This is a genomic window from Microcoleus sp. Pol8_D6 (assembly GCF_036700965.1).
Lineage (GTDB): Bacteria > Cyanobacteriota > Cyanobacteriia > Cyanobacteriales > Microcoleaceae > Microcoleus.
Map to the genome: position 1 here is coordinate 58,842 of NZ_JAUBPW010000007.1, position 19,696 is coordinate 78,537.

The window sequence follows — 19,696 nt, forward strand, 5'->3', positions numbered from 1 at the left end:
TTTGGCAAAATGTGATTTAAAAGCTCAATAAATAAAGTAAAATCATGAGCGATTCTCGCTTAGTCAAAATTAGCAAATACCTGAGCAGACATCTGCGCCACGCGCCAGGGCGCATCGGCGTTGAACTCGATCCAGGTGGCTGGCTTCCTGTTAGCGAACTCCTCGATGCCTGCAAAAAAAATAAATTTCCTGTTCAGCTTGCAGAACTCAAAAAAGTAGTCGCAGAAAACCACAAGCAGCGCTTTTCATTTGACTCCACAGGCACTCTAATTCGTGCTAATCAAGGACACAGCGTAGAGGTTGACTTGCAGTTAGAACCCCGTGTTCCCCCGGATATTTTATATCACGGAACAGGTAGCACAGCCGTCGAGTCTATTCTCAGTCAAGGAATTAGGAAAATGTCGCGGCATCATGTTCATTTGTCCGTGAATATCCAGACGGCGCGCCAAGTAGGTGCAAGACATGGCATCCCGGCAGTCTTTACTGTAGATGCCGCAGCAATGCAACGCGACGGTCATACATTTTACTGCTCGGCAAACAAAGTTTGGCTAGTAGATTTTGTGCCGCCACCTTATCTCAAAATAAGTTGATAATTTTCACTTTTTTTGTTGAATGTGTACCACAAAAAATGTAAAATAAGAGTAAGTAGGAGTTGGGCAAAATGAGTGCGGAAGATATGGGTGATCGCGAAAATTATTTTAATCAAAACAATTCTCCAAATAGAGGTCTGCTAGGCTCTGGTTGGCGACCTTTTTACCGTCAATTTGATTGGGAACACCTGGTACATTTAGCGTCTAGGGATCCCTTAGAACTGGCTCAAAAAACTTTAGGGGTAGCTAGCGACCTTGCCGACGCAATGGGACGACACCAATATACTTGGTGGGCAAATATGTTAAATGTATTTTCGGAAAATACTCGCTACGAAATTGATGAATTTTGGGATTACATTACTCCGCAGCCAGTTTACCCGGATTACCGCTACAAAGATGTTTTAGTTACCGAAACGCCTGTGGTGCAATTGGTCAGCCGCGCTAGTATTCCCATCGACTACGTTCTCAACAAGCTCCAAGAGATTACTGTTTTCAAAGTTCTGGATTTGCTAGGGAAACCGGATGAAATTACCCAGTCTTTTATGGAGCGACATTTTTCTTATCCCCCAGAGCGGTTTGTTAGCTGGGAACGCTTGGAAGTTTTGGGTACTGTTTATGCTTCTTGGGCTCGATTCGGCTGCTGGCTACAAATTGACAGCTACGACAGGGGAAGACGCTGCTACACTCTAATTTGCCAAGATATTGCGCCACTCGTTAGCAAAGCAACTTATAATTTAGCGGTGATTCTGGGCGGGTACAAAAGTCGCGTCGGACAGGTTCACAGCCAGTTCCCAATTCGCACGTTTTCTGCGGAAGTTCAAAGTTTTACCGATACTGTTCAGCAGGCAATTTTGGATCAAAATCAGTTGGCTGTTTTGGTTAGTGGCGAACCGGGAACGGGCAAAACTGCTTGGACGCAAGCGGTAGCAAAGCAAATTTTAGTGCCGCTGGGTTATGTGATTTTTATCTTAGACCACGATGCTGTGGAAAATTTTGTGCCACCAAGTTATTTAGAGCGGATTTGTATTATTATCAATGAGGCTGATAATTTGGCTCAAGATCGATCGACTGCAGAGGCCCAACGCACTAATAAAACTGAACATATTTTGAGTTTGCTGGATGGAACTTTGTATCAAAGCGTCATCGACGAGCACGGCATTCAATTTCAGCAAAAACTCGTAGTTTTGATGACTTGCAACACGACTGAAAGATTAGATCCTGCAATGTTACGGAAAGGAAGAGTGGATTTTACCAGTGAATTTACGCACAAATTTGTTTGAGCGCTCTCTTGCATTCTCAAGCTATCTGGCGATCGCACTAGCTACACGATCTCATACCATGTTCAATGTGGGATTTTCAATTAAAGAATTAGGAATGACTGATGAAGCTCAAGGTTTGGATCCCAGACCTACATTTGCATTCTTTTGGGAACTTGTCTAAAATACCGAACAATCACCAAGAAATTTTCTGACTCTCAAAGTGTGGGGAAAATTTCTTGAAGACCTACAGATCATTGCTGTAAACAATCGCTTAAAACCCTTGTCTCTCTCATTTTTTTCCTAGTCTCGCTGCCCTCTCGGGCCCCGGAATAGTCGGGGGAGACAAGAGTTCACTCCAGTCGCCTCCGACTATTTCGGGGACGCCGGCGTGCTCTGTGCCTCATCGTTACACAGCAGGCGGGCACTACCTTTAGCCTTAAGTTGATAGCAACGCCTATAGACATATCCCCATCAAAAATGATATCAATGATGGGTGATACCCTCTAAGGGTATCGTCCGAGAGAGCAAATCAGGGGAAAACAGCATTTTTGGTCTCAAACAGAGTTTTTCAAACTTGACAGCTATGGAGGAAATCCCAAACCGTGCAAACTAAGCCAGTTCAGCAAAAAAGTCAGGGACTGGGAAGGTACGTTGACGGGAATGTCCCTATCGCCCAACAACCCGCAGAGGCAGCAGTGTCGGAGAGTAAAGAGCGATTTCGGCGGTTTGTGGAGCGCTCCGCCGAAGCCGTGGCAATGGTAGATTGTGAAATGCGCTATCTGTCGGTTTCCCGTCGCTGGGAAACAGATTGCGGGTTGGGCGACGGTGAGGCGATCGGCCGATCTCATTGGGAACTGTTCCCGAATCTCCCGGAATATTGGGAGCAAAATGCCCAGGCTTGTTTGGCGGGAGTTTTGGAATACAGCGAGTTTGTGGCAGGGCGATCGATCGCATCTGTATCAGGAAAAAACGCAAGCGGCTCTGTCAGCGAGTCGGTAAGATGGGTATTTCAGCCTTGGAAAAATAACGAAGGTGCGATCGGCGGTTTGATTTTGTTTGCATCTAAGATAGGTGAGGCTCCCGCTCAAACCAATTGCTCTAATAAATTTCCGTCCGAGGTCAAATGCAAGCAGTTAGAAACAATACCACAACTAACTCAAATTGCCCTCGAAAATGCTGCTGATACAATCTTTTTTAGTACCTCAGACGGTCAAATTTGCTACGCGAACAAAGCCGCTTGCCATCTTTTTGGCTACTCGGAATCGGAACTGCTAAACATGAGGGTTAGCGACATCGATTCGCAGTTGCCAGCATCGGATTGGCGAGAACACTGGGATCAACTCAAGCAGCAAACCAACCTCACTTTTGAAACCAGTTACAAAACCAAAGACGGCGCCCGTTTTTCCGTCGAAGTTAAAGTCAATTATTTAGAATACGGCGGCTGCGAATACCGCTGCGCGATCGCCCGCGACATTTCCGCTCGCCTCGCAGCAGAATCAGCGCTTGTAGAGGCAAAAGAGCAACTTCAAGCCGTTTTGGACGCCGTGCCGGGATTAGTTTCTTGGGTAAGTTCCGATTTGCGCTACTTGGGAGTAAACCGACATTTAGCTAGCGCTTACAAAATGCCAGCCGAACTATTTTTCGGTCAAAAAGTAGGTTTTTTAGATACAAGTCCCAAATTTAACGATTTAGTATACGATTTCTTTGCTAACCATAAAAAGAAAACATCTCAAGAAGTAACAGCGAGCATCAGAGGAGAAAATAAAACTTATCTAATTGTCGCTCAAAAATACCATAACAATACGGCGGCGGTATTTGTGGGATTGGATATTACAGAAAGTAAACAGTCTCTTTTAGCTTTGCAAGAATCCGAAGAACGCCTGCGACAACAAGCGACTAAATTAGAGCAGACGCTGTTAATTTTGCAGCGAACTCAAACTCAACTGATTCAAACAGAAAAGATGTCCTCTCTGGGGCAGTTGGTAGCAGGAATAGCGCACGAAATCAACAATCCAGTTAGTTTTATTTCGGGCAATGTCAGCCACGCCACGGGCTACATTCAAGAACTGCTGCGAACGATAGACTTTTACCAAAAGTATTATCCGCATCCCGTGCCGGAAATTCAAGATTTGATGGAAGAATTAGACTTAGACTTCATCAAAAAAGACTTGCCAAAACTGCTAAATTCAATGAAAGTCGGTTCGGAAAGGATTCGCGATGTCGTGCGATCGCTCCGCTTGTTCTCGCGTACCGACGAAGCCCAAATGAAGCCTGCTGATATCCACGAAGGTTTGGACAGCACTTTGCTGATCTTGCAAAATCGCCTGCAAGCTAAAGGGGGACGGCCGGGGATTTCTCTAGTTAAAGAGTACGGGGATTTGCCGCGAGTTCACTGCTATGCGGGGCATTTAAACCAAGTGTTCATGCACTTGTTGACAAATGCGATCGACGCTTTGGAAGAAGGGGGGAGAAATGCGGAAAAGTATAGTAAAATGCAAAGTCAGTCTTTGTTGTCTGCAGGCCGAGCGAGAGCTGAAGTATTCAATCCCGAAATTCGGATTCGGACTTTTGTGGTAGGGGAAAACGAAGTTGCGATCGCCATTAGTGACAATGGCCCTGGCATGACTGAAGAAGTCCTCGACTGCATCTTTGACCCTTTGTTTACCACTAAATGTCCAGACACGAGCACAGGTTTGGGTCTAGCAATATCCCAGCACTTAGTAGTAGAAAAGCACGGCGGTGAGTTGCGCTGTGTTTCGCGTCCGGGAGAGGGAACGGAGTTGATAATTAAAATTGCGATCTGCAACGATTAATTAGCTATTTACAAATAGGAACTAACATGGTAATTGAGTGGCTGAAATTTAAAGTACCTCAAGAAAAGTGGGAGCAGTTTATTCAGCGAGATCAGGAAGTTTGGACGGAGGGACTAAAAAGTTGGGACGGTTTTTTAGGCAAAGAAATTTGGGTAGATCCGGTGGAAAATGAGGTGGTGATGTTGATTCGCTGGGAAACTAGGGAGAAGTGGAAGTCGATCCCACAAAGCACAATAGATGAGTTGGATGCCAAAATGGGCGATTTGCAAATTGCGATCGCCGAAAGTCGCGAATATCAAGTTCGCAAGTTTTTGCATTAGTCATCAGTCATTAGTTAGTAGTCATTAGTCAGCATTTAGGAACTCAAGGATTGTGGGGTTCTCTACCGACAGTTCCAGAGTCAAGGTGCTTGTTTTTTCACCGACTTTTGGAGTGCTTATCAGAGAGTTTTTCCAAAAAAAAAACCCAATCAGTAGTCAAGAAAAGTGGCTAAACTTCCTATATAGAAAGATTTAACAATACGATGAGACAAAGAATATCTCGTTGAGTCAGAAAAACTCTTTCCTTTTCTAAAAGCTCTCCAATCATATTGGAGCAATCGGGTATTTTATTCATTAGTATAACGCCTGTTTATCTAGAGAGTGAAAGCCTTATTTTTTCATGACTATCTAGGACTACCCACTTCCGAACTAGAAAAACAAGTCATGTCATTGTTGGCGACTGAAAACCAGCCAGTCCACGTCGCCAAATTGCTACAAAACGGACAAATATCATCATCAGATTTGCTAAACGCATTGCAATCTCTATCGCGGCGCTGCTTGATCGAAAAACAGCAAACTCTTTACACTTTGCCACCTGTACTGAAGCAATATATCAAAGGGTTATAACCAAATTTTTCCGGGACGCATAAATACCAAAGAAACCGGGTTTTTTACCGAGTCAGCAGGCGGCGACGAACTATTATCGTAAAAAAACGGTTTATGTAACCCATGCGTAAGTCCTAATTTTAAGAAAATTTTGCATAGAGAGCTGAAATAAAATTAACGCTTAAAAAGCCTACTCCAAGTACAAGAATGATAAAGATGGCGATACTGAAAATAGACTTTAGCCGATCGCCCATTCCGGGTTTTTCTGAGTTCATTGGTCAATTTTGGCAGTAAACTTGATCCGGGCAATTGAGAAAGAGTAAATTGTACCAATGCGCGAACAAAAAGGCAACTCCAGACAAGCTCCAAATCCCGATATCCATCAGTAGGTCGCATTTTTTTAACTTTTAATCTCAAATCTCAAATCGTCTTAGGCATTGTTCGGTTAGCCTGGGCAGCTATTGTCGCTCGCCCGAACCCGATGACCCTAACTCCTGTAAAATAGAGGGCGCGTTGGGGCGAACCTTTTAACAGCCGGAATTGGGCGCGATCGCCACAGGCTCCCAAATACATAATAATATGGCAGTCATCCTTAACTTACTCACAAAGGTAAAAATAGAAGAGTGCCAAGAAATAATCTAAAACATATAACTGAAAAAAGGATAGAAATCGATGCTCCACCCAATCTCGCAACCTTACCAACAACGAGTAAATACTATGACCCAAAGAGCCGTGCGGAAGCCAAAACCCTCTGTTGCAAACCACTTGAGACCAAGTTTTCCTCAAAGGCACTGGCTGGAGATGGCAGAGTACGCCTCTCTGGCGGCCTCTGGTGTGGGTTCCCTGGCGGTGGCAGTGTCGGGTCAAGCTTTTTACGGGGTGGCTCCCCTAACTTTGGCTTTGTCGCTGAATGTTGCTAACCGGTATCGGTTCGAGCAGCAAGTGCGGGTGCATCACAATTCGGAAATGGCCCAAGTCCAAAAGTCTGTCAATAAAGTCGAAAAAACGGCCGTGACGGTAATTGTTAAATTACGCAAGCAGTTGTCTGCAGATATTGCAGCGCTGCGTCAGCAAATGGCTGCCATGCCTAGGGCTGAAGGCTTTGAGGATTCTATCGATATTCAGCGGCAGTTGCTGAGTTTAGGAGAGTCGGTAGCTTCTTTGCAAGAAATCGTGGCGTCTGCTGTGCTCGATGTCCGCCAGCAGGTGAGCGAACAACTGCAAGATTTATCGGTTGACCAACGGGCGAATCTCGAAGCTGTGGAACAGGCTATAGAGCAACTGCAAAGTGCGACGCAAGGCTTGGCAGAAACTTCTATCACCAGAGACGACTGGGAAGTAGTAAATACTCGATTTTTGGAAATCCAGAAAGTGATGGCCAATTTGCAAAGCCAACTGCAAGCTCCCGCACACCAATCAACTGCAGATTTGTCTATCGTCCAAGCTCAAATCCACCGTTTGGAACATGAGCAGCAAGAAGTTGTCAAACCTCACCTTAAGCGCTTAATCTCAGTGGTCAAGGAGTTGCAGCACACACCAGAGAATCGTCAGTAGTTATTAGTCAGCAGTCATTAGTCATCAGTCAGAAGGAATACTTTTCCCTTCGGACACTGAGACAGTCTCCGACTCTCCGACTCACGCCCGATCGAGTCCTACTTTTTCGACAACTGTGTTAAAAGATTAAAAGCTAATCTGTCTAGTTCACCTGTTTTCAACCTGTTACAAGAAAAATCAATGACTGCAACCGTAACTATTGCTGATAACCCGTTACTAATCGGTCAAGGATTGCCTCCATTTGACGCGATCAAACCAGAACACGTAGTCCCCGCTGTTACCCAACTGCTGACCGAACTAGAAGCTTCGCTAGCTGACTTAGAATCGTCTGTAGAGCCGACTTGGAGCGGCTTAGTAGAACCATTGCAGCGACTCGGAGAGCGTTTAAATTGGAGCTGGAGCATTGTCGGACATTTGATGGGCGTGAAAAATAGCCCGGAATTGCGATCGGCTCACGAAACAGTGCAGCCGGAAGTAGTAAAATTTTGGAGCAAGCTCAGTCAAAGCAAACCGCTTTATGAAGCTTTTAAAGCACTGCGGGCTAGTGAAAATTGGGACAGCTTAGAGTCAGCTCAAAAGCGAATTGTCGAAGCCGCTCTCCGAGACGCCCAACTCTCCGGCGTCGGTTTAGAAGGCGAGCAAAAAGAGCGTTTTAATGCCATTCAATTAGAATTGGCAGAAATTACTACCCAATTTTCTAATCACGTCCTCGACGCTACCAAAGCATTCAGCATCACCCTCACAAACAAAGACGAAATTGACGGTTTGCCGCCGAGTTTGTTGAGTTTAGCAGCTCAAGCCGCTCGCAGCGCTGGCGAAGAAAATGCGGATGCTGAAAACGGCCCTTGGCGGATTACTTTAGACTTTCCGAGTTACGGCCCTTTCATGCAGCACAGCACCCGCGGCGACTTGCGCGAAAAGTTGTACAAAGCTTTTATCGGCAGAGCAAGTAGCGGAGAATTGAATAACTGGCCGTTGACCGATCGCATTTTAGCTTTGCGCCAGGAAAAAGCTGCTTTGCTCGGGTTTAGCAGTTATGCCGAATTGAGCTTGGCGAGCAAAATGGCTCCCGACGTGACAGCAGTGGAAGCTTTGTTAGAAGAATTGCGTCAGGCTAGTTATGATGCTGCTGTCAAAGATTTAGAAGAATTGAAAGCTTTTGCTGCCGAAAAAGGCGCGGCGGAAGCTGGGGATTTGAAGCACTGGGATGTGGGTTTTTGGTCGGAACGGCGCAGGGAAGAAAAGTTTGCTTTTAGTGCCGAAGAATTGCGACCTTATTTTGCTTTACCACAGGTATTAGAGGGGTTATTTGGATTAGTCAAGCGGCTGTTCGGCGTGACAGTAACTGCGGCGGACGGTCAAACTCCTGTGTGGCACAAAGATGTGCGCTATTTCCAAATAAATGACGAAGCAGGAAATACGATCGCCAATTTCTATTTAGACCCCTACAGCCGCCCCGAGGAAAAGCGCGGCGGTGCTTGGATGGACGAGTGCGTAGTGCGCGCTAAATTTATGGAAGCCGGAAAGACAACCACGCGGTTGCCGGTGGCTTATTTGGTGTGCAACCAAAGTCCTCCGGTTGACGGCAAACCGAGTTTAATGACTTTCTTGGAAGTCGAAACTTTGTTTCACGAATTCGGTCACGGTTTGCAGCATATGCTGACAACGGTAGACTATCCGGGGGCTTCGGGCATCAATAATGTTGAGTGGGATGCAGTGGAATTGCCCAGTCAATTTATGGAAAATTGGTGTTACGATCGCGCGACTTTGTTCGGGATGGCAAAGCATTACGAAACCGGGGAAATTTTGCCGGAACACTACTACCAAAAACTGCTAGCAGCGCGCCACTACATGAGCGGCACCGTCATGCTCAGGCAAGTACATTTTAGCAGCGTTGACATCGAATTGCACCACCGCTATCGATCGGGCGGCAGCGAAACTGTGGCCGATGTCCGCAACCGCATCGCTAAAACTACCACTGTTTTGCCTCCTTTGGAAGAAGACGCATTTTTGTGCGCTTTCGGACACATTTTTGCGGGTGGCTATGCGGCGGGGTATTACAGTTATAAATGGGCAGAAGTGCTCAGCGCTGATGCTTTTGCGGCGTTTGAGGAAGCGGGTTTGGAAGATGAAAGTGCGATCGCCTCTACAGGCAAGCGCTTCCGAGATACAGTATTAGGATTGGGAGGCAGTTTGCACCCGATGGAAGTGTTTAAAACTTTCCGGGGACGCGAACCGAGCACTAAAGCTTTGTTGAGACACAGCGGTTTAGTTGCAGCTTAATTTAAGTGTGGAATAACTGGGGATTAATGCGGGTAAATTTATCTGAATTAATCCCCAGTTTTTTGTTAACCAAAATTTACGCATATCCTGTATGTTTAGCGTGCGGTGTGAATGAAGTCTTACCGCTAGAGTTTATATCAAATCAGGTAGCATCGGAATTATTCATCTCTCCGTTCTCTGACTCTGTGTTCTCTGTGTCCTCTGCGGTTTAATCATTCCAATTCAACCGGAATTCATCTCATGCGTAAAACCCCTTTCTGCCTAACTTTTGCTGAATTCAAAATGTTTGTAGTAAAAACTAAAGTCCTCAGATTTTTCTACTAATTCCCCCAATTATTGCAACATATAATCCTGCGACCATCTGTAGGGAAACGGCACTGCCGTGTCCGGCGCGAGACTCTGCAAGTTTTCATATTTGTTATAAAATTGATAATTGTAGCCACACTTTTTTATTGGTATTAATAAAACTAAAATTTTCACTACAAACCCATTGTATTGTAGAACCTCATGCAATAAAAATCTGTAGTTTGGCACATCATCCCCAATCTTTTGGTAAAAAATCGGGCAAAAAGTGCGTTAGCGAAGCCCTCGAAGAGGATCGCCAGCGGCTTTTAGTTGAGCTTGGAAAGCTCATAAAACCAGCATTTGCGAATATTTACTGTTATTGATCACTGATTATACTTAAGTTTCCCTCTCCCGGAAATCAAGTTTATATTTTGCAACATTTATCGGGTTTGGTCTCGATACAGGTAATGCTTTTATTAGCAAATAAAAATTGAGGAGTTTACCGAATCTTTAAGATAGAGTGGCAATAGCGAGTCTTTTTTAAATTTTTGATAAAGAACGGGGTACTCGGCGTCAAAAGGGTAAAAATTTTAGGCAGAAACTAAAAAACTTAGTTGGATTAATTTGAGGATTGTCATAAAAAATCTTTGTATATTATATGATCAAAAGTAAGGATTGATAGTTAGTCGTTCACCCATAGATTAAGATTTTCATGGATATTCAATTAATTAATATCGGTTTTGGTAACATTGTGTCTGCTAATCGAGTGATTGCCATTGTCAGTCCAGAGTCAGCGCCAATTAAGCGGATTATTACTGATGCGCGGGAGCGGGGACAACTGGTTGACGCAACTTACGGTCGCCGCACGAGAGCGGTAATTATTACAGATTCGAGTCACGTCATCCTCTCGGCGATTCAGCCGGAAACGGTTGCTAATCGTTTTGTGGTGAGCAAAGACGGTCAAGGTCGGGATGATTGAGGTTTGTCAGTTGCAATTTGAGCGTTTACAGTCTAAAGTAAGCAGAAACTTAAATTGTTACACGTTTCTATTCTAAAGATGAAATCTGGTAAATTAATTGTTCTGACGGGGCCTAGCGGTGTGGGGAAAGGCACCTTAGTACGATCGCTCCTCAATCGCCATTCCGAATTATATCTTTCGGTATCGGTGACAACTCGATCGCCCCGTGAGGGAGAAATTGAGGGACAGCACTACTATTTTGTCAGCCGCAGCCGCTTTGAACAAATGGTTGAGGCTGGAGAGTTGGCGGAATGGGCCGAGTTTGCCGGTAATTTTTACGGTACTCCTTATTTTGGTCTCAAGCAAGGAATTGGTGAGGGAAAATGGGTAATCCTCGAAATTGAGTTGGAAGGGGCTAGGCAAATTAGGAATAATTTTCCACAGGCACTGCGAATTTTTATTTTACCTCCTTCTTGGGAAGAATTGGAGCGGCGCCTGCGGAGTCGGGGTCAAGATTCCGAAATTGCGATCGCCCGTCGGTTGCTGCGTGCTAAAGAGGAAATTGAAGCGGCGGGGGAATTTGATTTCCAAGTTGTTAATGATGATTTGGAAGTTGCTTTGAAAAAGCTAGAATCAAAACTTAATTTGGGTGAGCTTTCAGGTAACTAATGACTAATTACCCATTTCTCCGTCCTGGCTAAAACTTCGCTACTTTGTTTGATAGCAACACAAACTTTTAAATTCAATTCCAGAATATTTAAGGAAGGCGGAAATTTCCGTATAGGTTCGATTTCGCGAGGAGAACAGCCCAACATTTCCATATAAGCTAGCGTCCACCCAATAGCTGCAATATCCCTTACATTGCCTTCTCCGGCGCAAAGGTAACAACCCAAGTCGCCCTCCGGCCCACACTCAGGACAAACCCAATTGCCCAGGTGTGAATTGAGCTGATTTGTGCGGGAGGCGGATGCAATTGTTAATGCTTTAATATGATTTTGAACTACTTGTTTAAAACCTCGGTTTTGGTTGCTGCGGTGGTCGGAATTACCGTGCGATCGCCCGATTGCTACTGCTTGCTGTTGTGGCGAAGCAAGAGAGGCTGTTTGGTTGTCCCTGGTTACTCTAGATTCGCCTAGGTTCGCAGTTAGCGGAATACCATAGTCTTTCGACTCCGCAATCTGAGAGTGGTTGAGTGCGCTGGAGGAATCGGGTTCGGAAGTTGTGAAGGAGGTTTCTATTTGATCGGCAAAATCTTGCATTGAGAGGTGATGTTCGATCGCCAAAGACCAAGTTCTTTTATGTCGGAGGTCGCCATATTTTCTGGCTTCTTCCTCAGTAATGCCGATCGCCGCAGCCTCTTGGCGCAGCACATTCATCGAAGTCATTGTATCTGATATCATTAGTTTGTTTGCAGTTAAAATTACGATCGCCCGCTCAGCCTACAAATAAATTACCTTAGATATACTACAATAGTCCGGACTATTTTGAGATCCTAGTGGGAAACCCTTGATTTTCCGTTATGAAAGAGATTGTACAATCGCCCTGACACCCTTATTTTACGCTTGGCAATCACACACTGTCCGAAGCATTGATAGTAGCCTAAATCTAAAATCTAAAATCTAAAATCTAAAATTGGATGACTTCAATTCTTCCCGATACAGCTTTATCTGTTGCTGGACTAACATCATACCTGCAAGAGTTGTTGGAGGGCGATCGCAACCTGCAATCAGTTTGGCTGACAGGCGAGGTGTCGAACGTTTCGCACCACCCCAGCGGCTGCTTTTTCACTCTGTGCGACACCGACAAAAGCGCTGCTATTCGCTGCGTGGTGTGGAATTCTCAGCGGCAAAAATTGGTGCAAATCCCCGAAAAAGGGGAACAGTTGCTGGTTTTGGGAAGCATCCGGGTTTACAAAAATCGCGGCGAGTACCAGTTGACAGTTGTGCAATCGCTACCGGCTGGGGAAGGATTGCAGGCTTTGCGGTTGCAGCAATTGCGATCGCGCTTGGATGCTGAGGGTTTCTTCGATCCCGCCAGAAAGCGCCCGATTCCCGCACACCCACAAATTGTGGCCGTGGTGACATCGGATACCGGCGCTGCTTGGGGAGACATTCAGCGGACTCTAGCCCAAAGATATCCGGGTTTGCGGGTGTTGCTGTCGCCGACAGGAGTGCAAGGAGAATTGGCTGCTGCTGCGATCGCCCGCGCGATCGCCCGTGTAGAATTGGACGGTAGGGCGGATGTGATCATTTTAGGGCGGGGCGGCGGTTCTGCGGAAGATTTGGCTTGTTTTAATGATGAGAGAGTTGTCAGGGCGATCGCCAATTGTGCGATTCCAATTATTACAGGCATCGGACACGAAAGAGACGAATCTCTCGCCGATTTAGTAGCAGATAAACGAGCCCATACTCCGACTGCGGCGGCCGCTCAAGCGGTACCAATTTTAGCAGATCTTTACTTTGAACACAAGCAGCGAATGGTCAATTTAGCAAACGCTGTGCGGGCAAGATTTCAGACAGAAGAAGAGCATTTGCAACTGTTACAAAATCGATTAAAACGTTTGCCTGCGACATCCCGAACTTTGCGGCAAGCAACTGGTAAACTGGAGGTATTGCAAGAAAAGTTATCCGCACTGAATCCGGCAGCGGTTTTGCAAAGGGGTTATGCGGCGGTAATCCAAAGTGACGGTACGATCGTCCGCACAACTGACGGTTTGGAATTGGGAGAGGAATTGACTGTGAGGTTGAGTCGGGGCCTGCTGAAAGTTAAGATTGTAGAAGTATTGGATGCAGAAGAAAAGTTATGATTGATTCGCAGTTGCGCCAGTCTGACTGGAATTATGAGGAAACGGTCGATCGAATTGAAGCGATTATCGATCGGGTGGAATCGGGAGAGTTGCCTCTAGAAGAGGTTTTCGAGCAGTTTGGGGTGGCTGTGGAGTGTTGGCAGGAGTGCGAAAGCTTTTTGGCGCGGGGGAAGGAACAGATGGATTTGTCGATCGAGCTTTTGGCCGCGGAACCAGATTTTTAACCCTTCCAAATCCTGTAGGGGCGGGTTCACCAACCATCGATGAAACCCACAAACAATATCATAAACCCGCCCCATCCCCGCCCTAAATTTACATCAACATCTTACCAATAAATTCATCCTACATCTTTATTTTTGGTTGGGTGGGGGCGGGTTGACAAGATTCTTCATTTTCCCGATAGATGGTTGGTGAACCAGCCCCTACAATTTACGGCTTTATATAAATTACGGTAGCAATTGAGCGCTGATTTCTCAATGCAAACCCTGACAAATAAATCCCCACCAATAACTCAAATCATCAAAAGGATTTGACAGAGTGTAAATATTTTCTTTCAAACTTTCATATCCTTTCTTTTGTTTCTGAATCTGATTCTCCCGCTTCGTTATTTTCTTCAACTCCGCCCCCAACTTCTTAAACTCATCCGTCCCCGTATTGTAGGATTTATGCCGCAATTTTAACTTTTGTTTTTCCTTTTGAACCACAGCCAATTTTGACTTTAAATCCCCAATAATTCTCTGAAGCAACGGATCGATTTGCGGTTGATAAAGCTCTTTCAACTCCGCACCCGAAATTGTCCGCAACCTCATCTGTGCCCGTCGCAAAGCCTCTGGACGACTCAAACCTTCCTTGGGACTGCGATACTGATAGTAAAAAATCGCAAACAACGAAGTAGCAAAATCATCCACCGCCCACAAAGTGCTGACCACACTCCGAGCCCCCGCACACAAAAACCCCGTTCCCAAACTAAGAAGATTATCGGTAATTTCCGTCCCTCCTAAATTAGTTTCGCAGCAGGACATAAACACATCGGATAACTGCGGCAAGCGCCAACCAGGTGTCATCAATTCCCCTAACGTGATACTCCCGTCTCCTAAAAACAATCGCGATTCTAAAGGATTGTCCAAACGCGAAACAGCGTGGTGACTGGAGTGGATTACATTCACATTTTGGGCGAGGTTTCGATAGGCTGCGACTGTTGCTTCTTGACTTCCTTTTAAGCGCTCAGGTTTGGTCACAATTTCGGCAATTTGTTCGCACTCAAAAGGAGTGAAGTACAAATCATCAGTGGCATTTTCCACAATCCCGTATTTGGGCGATTCGATGGTTGGGCGTTGATGGCAATACTCCAAGATTTGGCAACTGGGCACGTAACGAATTAGGAATTTGTCACCAAGGAACACCCTTCGTAGGGGCGGTGCCCCCGTGCCCGCCCTCGGTTGGGGGGGTTCTATCGGCAATGCCGCCAGCGGAATCTGATGCAAAAACAGATGCGGAATCACAATCAATTCCTCAATTCCATCCAAACAATTACCAATTAACTCATCAACTTTTAACCGCCGCGACAAGTGAGACAAAAACTCACCCATCCCCTGTTGCCAAATTTTCCAATCCTGCAAATAAGGCCACAACCAACTCTCGCGAATCCACTTCTGAAAAGTTGCCAAACCCTCTCCCTGACAAGTGTGAATCTGCGGCGCTTTATCCTTGTAAATCACAAAAACATGAGTGTCATCAGTCGTGGTATAAAAACAGAGAATCGCCGTCTGCGAATTGTCAATGAGTTTCTGCATCTTCGCAAACTGCATCGGATCGACTTGAACTTGTCCCGCTAAAACTGGATCTAAACTGCGAATATTTTCCCAGATTCGCTGTTTCTGGGCTTCCAATTCTTGAATCTTCTCCGTGTAAGCAGATAACTCTGCCCGACTGCGCGACTGACTCCCCACACTGGCTAATTCTTTATTGCCTTCAGAAGGTTTGCGGAGTTGTTCAACTTCTGCGTCAATTTCCCGCTGCTTCGCCTCAAATTCCTGCAAATATTTTTGCACGTCTGGCGGAATTTCGCCGCTAGCATACAAGTCATTGCTGTGCATTAAATCGACTAACCGCTGAGCACGGGTTCTGTCACAATATTCTATGGCTTTTTCCAGTTGGTTGCTGTTGACGCAAGCTTGAATAGCCTTTTCGTAAACACCTATAGATTCAGCTAAAATCTGCTGGCGGATATCGTCGGAAGTTGCCCAACTTCTGCTTTTTTCCACCGCTGTCATCGCTTGTTCGTATCCTTCGATCGCTATTTCCCAGAAACCAGCAGTGAAAGCGGTATTGCCGAGGTTTCTGCCTGATTGCAAGCAATCTAAAGGAAAAGCGGTAGGGGTGTAGACTTCTAAAGCTGACCGATAACAGGCGATCGCCTCTTCAATATTCGCCGCCCTGACTCCTTCTATTCTGTCACTGTAGGCATTCCCCAAATTGTTTTGAGTCCCTGCCCAATCTTCGGGATAATTCTCGCGGGTACGGACTTCTAAAGCTGACCGATAACAGGAAATCGCCGATTCAATATTCGCCGCCCTGACTCCTTCTCTTCTATTTCTGTAGGCTTCACCCAAATTGTTTTGAGTCATTGCCCATTTTTCGGGATAATTCTCGCGGGTGTACACTTCTAAAGCTGACCGATAACAGGAAATCGCCGATTCAATATTCGTCGCCCTGACTCCTTCTCTTCTGTTACTATAAGAATTCCCCAAATTGTTTTGAGTCGTTGCCCAATTTTCGGGATAATTCTCGCGGGTACGGACTTCTAAAGCTGACCGATAACAGGAAATTGCCGATTCAATATTCGCCGCCCTGACTCCTTCTATTCTGTGACTATAGGCAGTACCCAAATTGTTTTGAGTCGCTGCCCAATTTTCGGGATAATTCTCGCGGGTGTAGACTTCTAAAGCTGACCGATAATAGGAAATCGCCAATTCAATATTCACCGCCCTGACTCCTTCTATTCTGTTTCTGTAGGCAGCCCCCAAATTGTTTTGAGTCGCTGCCCAATTTTCGGGATAATTCTCGCGGGTATAGACTATTAAAGCAGACCTGTAACAAGCGATGGCAATTTCTAAATTCCATGCCTGCCTGCCTAGCGGAAACTGCTGAATTAAGTTGCCTAATTCGCCAATAACTGTTGCGATTGAGTTAGCTTGTTCTAATGTGGCTTCTATGAATGTGGATGTTGCCCAAGTTGGCAATATTTCCGCAAACTTTAAATTCAATTTGTCGAGATTTTGTTGTAAAATAGGAGCGACAAATTGAGGATTTCCCCGGCTGTCTAACGTTGCCTGCAACACCTCCATCAAGAAATTAAAATATTCTTCAGGAGTTGCAGTATTACCAATATAATTCGCCAAAGGTGCCGCTAGATTTTGCAACCAACCTGCATTTGTGTCACCCTTTGCTGCCATATCGGCGGCTACCACTTCCACGACTTGCACAAAATCGGCATCCACCAACTCTCGATTGGCGTTGAGAATATCACCCTCTTCACCGCTAGGGCACTCAACGAGGGCTTGAATCAGTTCGAGATAGGCCGTGAGGCGTTGTTCGTCAATTAGAGTTTACCTGTATTCTGTATATATATCGATTTCACCAACCATCAGCGCCAAAAACAAACAAACTCGAAAACCCGCCCCCACCCCATGCAAAAAACCCAAAAACGCAATATTTTAATTGTTTTTTCGTATTGATGACTTGTAGGGGCGGTTTTTTTTAATTTTTGATTTCTATCAGATATAGTTAGTGAACCCGCCCCTACAAGTCATGGAAATTTATCCATATTTCTGGGAGATTGCCGATTTATGACAAGGCAAAATCATCACCATCTCCCCAAATCTCAGCTAACTTCTCCAACAAATCTTCAGCAATCAGATTCAGTTCCGCTTTCACATTCTCCTCAATATCTGAAGCTTTCTCAACAGGTGAAGATTTATCACGAGAGAAAGATATATCTCTATTTTCCAAACCTCGACTACTATAACCACTTCCCGCTAAAGCCTTCCCCCCTTCATATCCCCAGTCAGATTTCTCACTACTGTGCAAAACTTTATTCAAAATTGCCACAATTTCAGAAATAGATTTGTTTTGCAATTTCTCCCGCACTTGTGCTTGTACGGGGTCATCTTCTTCCAAATCAGATAGCAACTCTTCAATTTCACCTTGCAACAGCGGAATTGCCAACTCAATCCGATCCAAATAATCCCACAATTCCTCAACTGGTTTGAGATTAGTTAGAAAAATTTCTTCAGTTTCATCCTGAATTTCTACAGCCGGAATAAAGCCCAAAAGTTTCACCTTATCGAAAGGTTCGGCAAACTGAACGACGATATATGCAATGCGGTTTCCTCGCACTTCCGGCAGAGAAATCGCCGATTCTCCAAGCTGAACCGGACAGCATTCTATCTTGCCAATCCCCGGCAAAACCAAATCGCCGACATCCAAAACCGCCCGCATTGCTGGATTCCAACTATCACCACCATCAATATCAGTTTCCATTTCCATCCATTCCAAAAAATAGTTAACCGCCCAAACCGCCAGGGTATTGAAATAAACCCGCTTGCCTTTTTGCGGATTAGCTTGCTCTGAAGCAAATTGCAGAGCAAAATTGCGGGCACTTTGCTCCAGAGGAATTTGTAACAAATAAGTATCCATGCTATTCACCATTATTCCTCCGGTTGATATCCACATTCTTTAGCAATTCTATTGCCAATCTCTTTAACGAGTTCAAAACCTGTTCTTTTCCAGTGAGAGTTGAGAGTTTGATAGTCAATATTTAACTCTCTGGCAATTACCGATAATTTATCAGGAGGGTCTTTCAGCAGCAATCGCACTGCCAGTATGTGACAATTGGCATCCGGTCGAGGGCGACGATTTTCGGGAGTGTTTGGCTGAGTCTTATCTATTTTTTCATTGGGATAACTGTTTCGCAGTTCTCCCGTCGGATCGTCTTCAATACACTGCCATAGTTTGCGGCCGATGCGCTGCTTATTGTGAGCTTGTTCTCTCTCGATGAGTTGCTCAATCCCATTTTTTGTGGTATCGTCTATCGGTTGTTGAGCCTCAAATTCTTCACCGGGGTTGCTCGTAATCGGAGTATCAAAACTAACAGTAAAAATCTGTTGCTGCATCCGGCGATATTGGTCATAGACTTTGTTCTTGAGAGTTTTATTGAACCGCTGAACCACTCGGGTTCGCAAGACATCAGCAGCGAGATTGTCGAGGTCAATTCCCCGCAAAAATGCCGAAAGCGTTTTGATAAAACCGCAAGAAGCTTCCTGCATCATTTCCTCTAAATCAATATTAGGATAAGGATGCTTGCGAATTCCGGGCAAATGGGGAATGAGTTGGCACAATTGATTTTTGAGTCTTTCTTTTTCCTTACTACCCTCTTGCGAGTCTTTCAAGAGTTGTAGAAGTTGGCGTAACTGTTCGTCGGTGTTCACAGGCACGTTTGGATGACATCGAGATAATTCGATTATCCCAGGGAAAATAGCGCTGTAACGTGCCAGCAATAACAAACTCAAGGCAATCGGTTTGAGTTCCCAACCCGTGGGTGGAAGCAACAAGTTGAAACTTGCCGCTACAGGAACTAAACCTGCTAAGGCTTCGACGGGGGTATCATGTCTCGTCATAGTCCAGTTTTTGCGTGTTGATACTCTGATATCGCAGGTTTTGGCGGCTTTATGCAGAATTGAGCAAAAATTTTTCGTAAAGGCAATGCGATAAGGACTGAAGTCCTTACTACGAAATTAATCCGGTGTAAAATTAACAATCATAGGGACTTCTCCGTTGCGCTTTTGAAGAGATATCGCAGGAGTCACCCAGTTTATGCACATTCCAAAAATAAATCATATCAAACCCTATTGATAGCCAAGGATTTGATATGAAGCGAATTCTATTAGCCAGGATTTGGTATAGCGCGGTTTCTACAATTTGTCGATCGACCTTTTGGCTTTATCTGCCAGATTTTTCACGGCATTTTTAGCATCTTCTGCTGCGTGGCGGGCGGCAGCTTCGGCTTGTTTGGCTTTGCCTTCAACCTGGTCTTTTCTGTTGCCCGTAATATTACCGAAAATTTCCTGAGCTTTGCCTTCTAAATTTTTGCCGATCGCCTTCGCTCTGTCTTCTGTACTCATGATAAGCTCCGTTTGGCAAGTTGCTATACTAAAATTGTAAAATCAACTCGCCTGCAATTACCTTTAACTTCATATTAATTTATATTCTGCTTGACCTCGG

General features: G+C 45.2%; 15 protein-coding genes and 1 pseudogene. 11 read left to right on the plus strand and 5 right to left on the minus strand.

What is annotated here, in order from left to right:
- The first annotated feature begins 44 nt into the window (after positions 1-44).
- From QUA10_RS04810 to gmk, 9 genes and pseudogenes are all read left to right on the plus strand, one after another.
- Positions 45-590 carry an RNA 2'-phosphotransferase gene (locus tag QUA10_RS04810; RefSeq protein ID WP_333082173.1) on the plus strand — a complete coding sequence of 182 codons (546 nt, stop codon included), beginning with the start codon at positions 45-47 and terminating at the stop codon, positions 588-590.
- Between the two features lie 71 nt (positions 591-661).
- Positions 662-1,870, plus strand: a complete 1,209-nt coding sequence (locus QUA10_RS04815; RefSeq protein ID WP_333082172.1) for an AAA family ATPase — start codon at positions 662-664, stop codon at positions 1,868-1,870.
- A 581-nt stretch (positions 1,871-2,451) separates the two neighbouring features.
- Entirely contained in the window at positions 2,452-4,662 is a 2,211-nt protein-coding gene (locus tag QUA10_RS04820) for a PAS domain S-box protein (RefSeq protein ID WP_333082171.1), read from the plus strand.
- 26 nt (positions 4,663-4,688) lie between these two features.
- Positions 4,689-4,982 carry a TIGR03792 family protein gene (locus tag QUA10_RS04825; RefSeq protein WP_333082169.1) on the plus strand — a complete coding sequence of 98 codons (294 nt, stop codon included), beginning with the start codon at positions 4,689-4,691 and terminating at the stop codon, positions 4,980-4,982.
- 363 nt (positions 4,983-5,345) lie between these two features.
- Positions 5,346-5,549 (plus strand): annotated as a pseudogene (locus QUA10_RS04830) (ATPase); the annotation flags it as partial.
- A gap of 696 nt (positions 5,550-6,245) precedes the next feature.
- Positions 6,246-7,082 carry a hypothetical protein gene (locus QUA10_RS04835; protein ID WP_333082168.1) on the plus strand — a complete coding sequence of 279 codons (837 nt, stop codon included), beginning with the start codon at positions 6,246-6,248 and terminating at the stop codon, positions 7,080-7,082.
- A gap of 180 nt (positions 7,083-7,262) precedes the next feature.
- Positions 7,263-9,365, plus strand: coding sequence for a M3 family metallopeptidase (locus tag QUA10_RS04840; protein ID WP_333082166.1), 2,103 nt, complete (start codon positions 7,263-7,265; stop codon positions 9,363-9,365).
- A gap of 997 nt (positions 9,366-10,362) precedes the next feature.
- Positions 10,363-10,629 carry an extracellular matrix/biofilm regulator RemA gene (gene remA / locus QUA10_RS04845; protein ID WP_333046047.1) on the plus strand — a complete coding sequence of 89 codons (267 nt, stop codon included), beginning with the start codon at positions 10,363-10,365 and terminating at the stop codon, positions 10,627-10,629.
- A 78-nt stretch (positions 10,630-10,707) separates the two neighbouring features.
- Positions 10,708-11,277 (plus strand): guanylate kinase, encoded by a 570-nt coding sequence (gene gmk / locus QUA10_RS04850; protein WP_333082165.1) that lies wholly within the window; start codon positions 10,708-10,710, stop codon positions 11,275-11,277.
- Here gmk and QUA10_RS04855 read toward each other — a convergent pair.
- The gene (locus QUA10_RS04855; protein ID WP_333082163.1) at positions 11,274-12,008 is read right to left on the minus strand and encodes a hypothetical protein; all 735 of its coding nucleotides are present in this window, start codon (positions 12,006-12,008) and stop codon (positions 11,274-11,276) included. The two genes, gmk and QUA10_RS04855, sit on opposite strands and share 4 nt — an antisense overlap.
- Positions 12,009-12,244: 236 nt before the next feature.
- Between QUA10_RS04855 and xseA the strand changes: the two genes are divergently transcribed.
- Together xseA and xseB are read left to right on the plus strand one after the other, a co-directional pair.
- Positions 12,245-13,414, plus strand: coding sequence for an exodeoxyribonuclease VII large subunit (gene xseA / locus QUA10_RS04860; protein ID WP_333082162.1), 1,170 nt, complete (start codon positions 12,245-12,247; stop codon positions 13,412-13,414).
- Positions 13,411-13,638: an exodeoxyribonuclease VII small subunit gene (xseB, locus tag QUA10_RS04865; protein WP_333082161.1), complete on the plus strand. Its 228-nt coding sequence runs from the start codon at positions 13,411-13,413 to the stop codon at positions 13,636-13,638. The genes xseA and xseB overlap by 4 nt, the downstream gene beginning before the upstream one ends.
- A gap of 249 nt (positions 13,639-13,887) precedes the next feature.
- Here the strand turns inward: xseB and QUA10_RS04870 are convergent, their stop codons facing one another.
- The 4 genes from QUA10_RS04870 to QUA10_RS04885 form a co-directional block, all read right to left on the minus strand.
- The gene (locus QUA10_RS04870) at positions 13,888-16,914 is read right to left on the minus strand and encodes a CHAT domain-containing tetratricopeptide repeat protein (protein WP_333082160.1); all 3,027 of its coding nucleotides are present in this window, start codon (positions 16,912-16,914) and stop codon (positions 13,888-13,890) included.
- Between the two features lie 346 nt (positions 16,915-17,260).
- Positions 17,261-18,148 (minus strand): DUF1822 family protein, encoded by an 888-nt coding sequence (locus QUA10_RS04875; protein ID WP_333086180.1) that lies wholly within the window; start codon positions 18,146-18,148, stop codon positions 17,261-17,263.
- On the minus strand, positions 18,124-19,092 hold the full coding sequence (locus tag QUA10_RS04880) for a hypothetical protein (protein ID WP_333082158.1): 969 nt from the start codon (positions 19,090-19,092) through the stop codon (positions 18,124-18,126). The genes QUA10_RS04875 and QUA10_RS04880 overlap by 25 nt, the downstream gene beginning before the upstream one ends.
- Before the next feature lie 294 nt (positions 19,093-19,386).
- Positions 19,387-19,596, minus strand: coding sequence for a CsbD family protein (locus tag QUA10_RS04885; RefSeq protein WP_006632574.1), 210 nt, complete (start codon positions 19,594-19,596; stop codon positions 19,387-19,389).
- Positions 19,597-19,696: the final 100 nt, after the last annotated feature.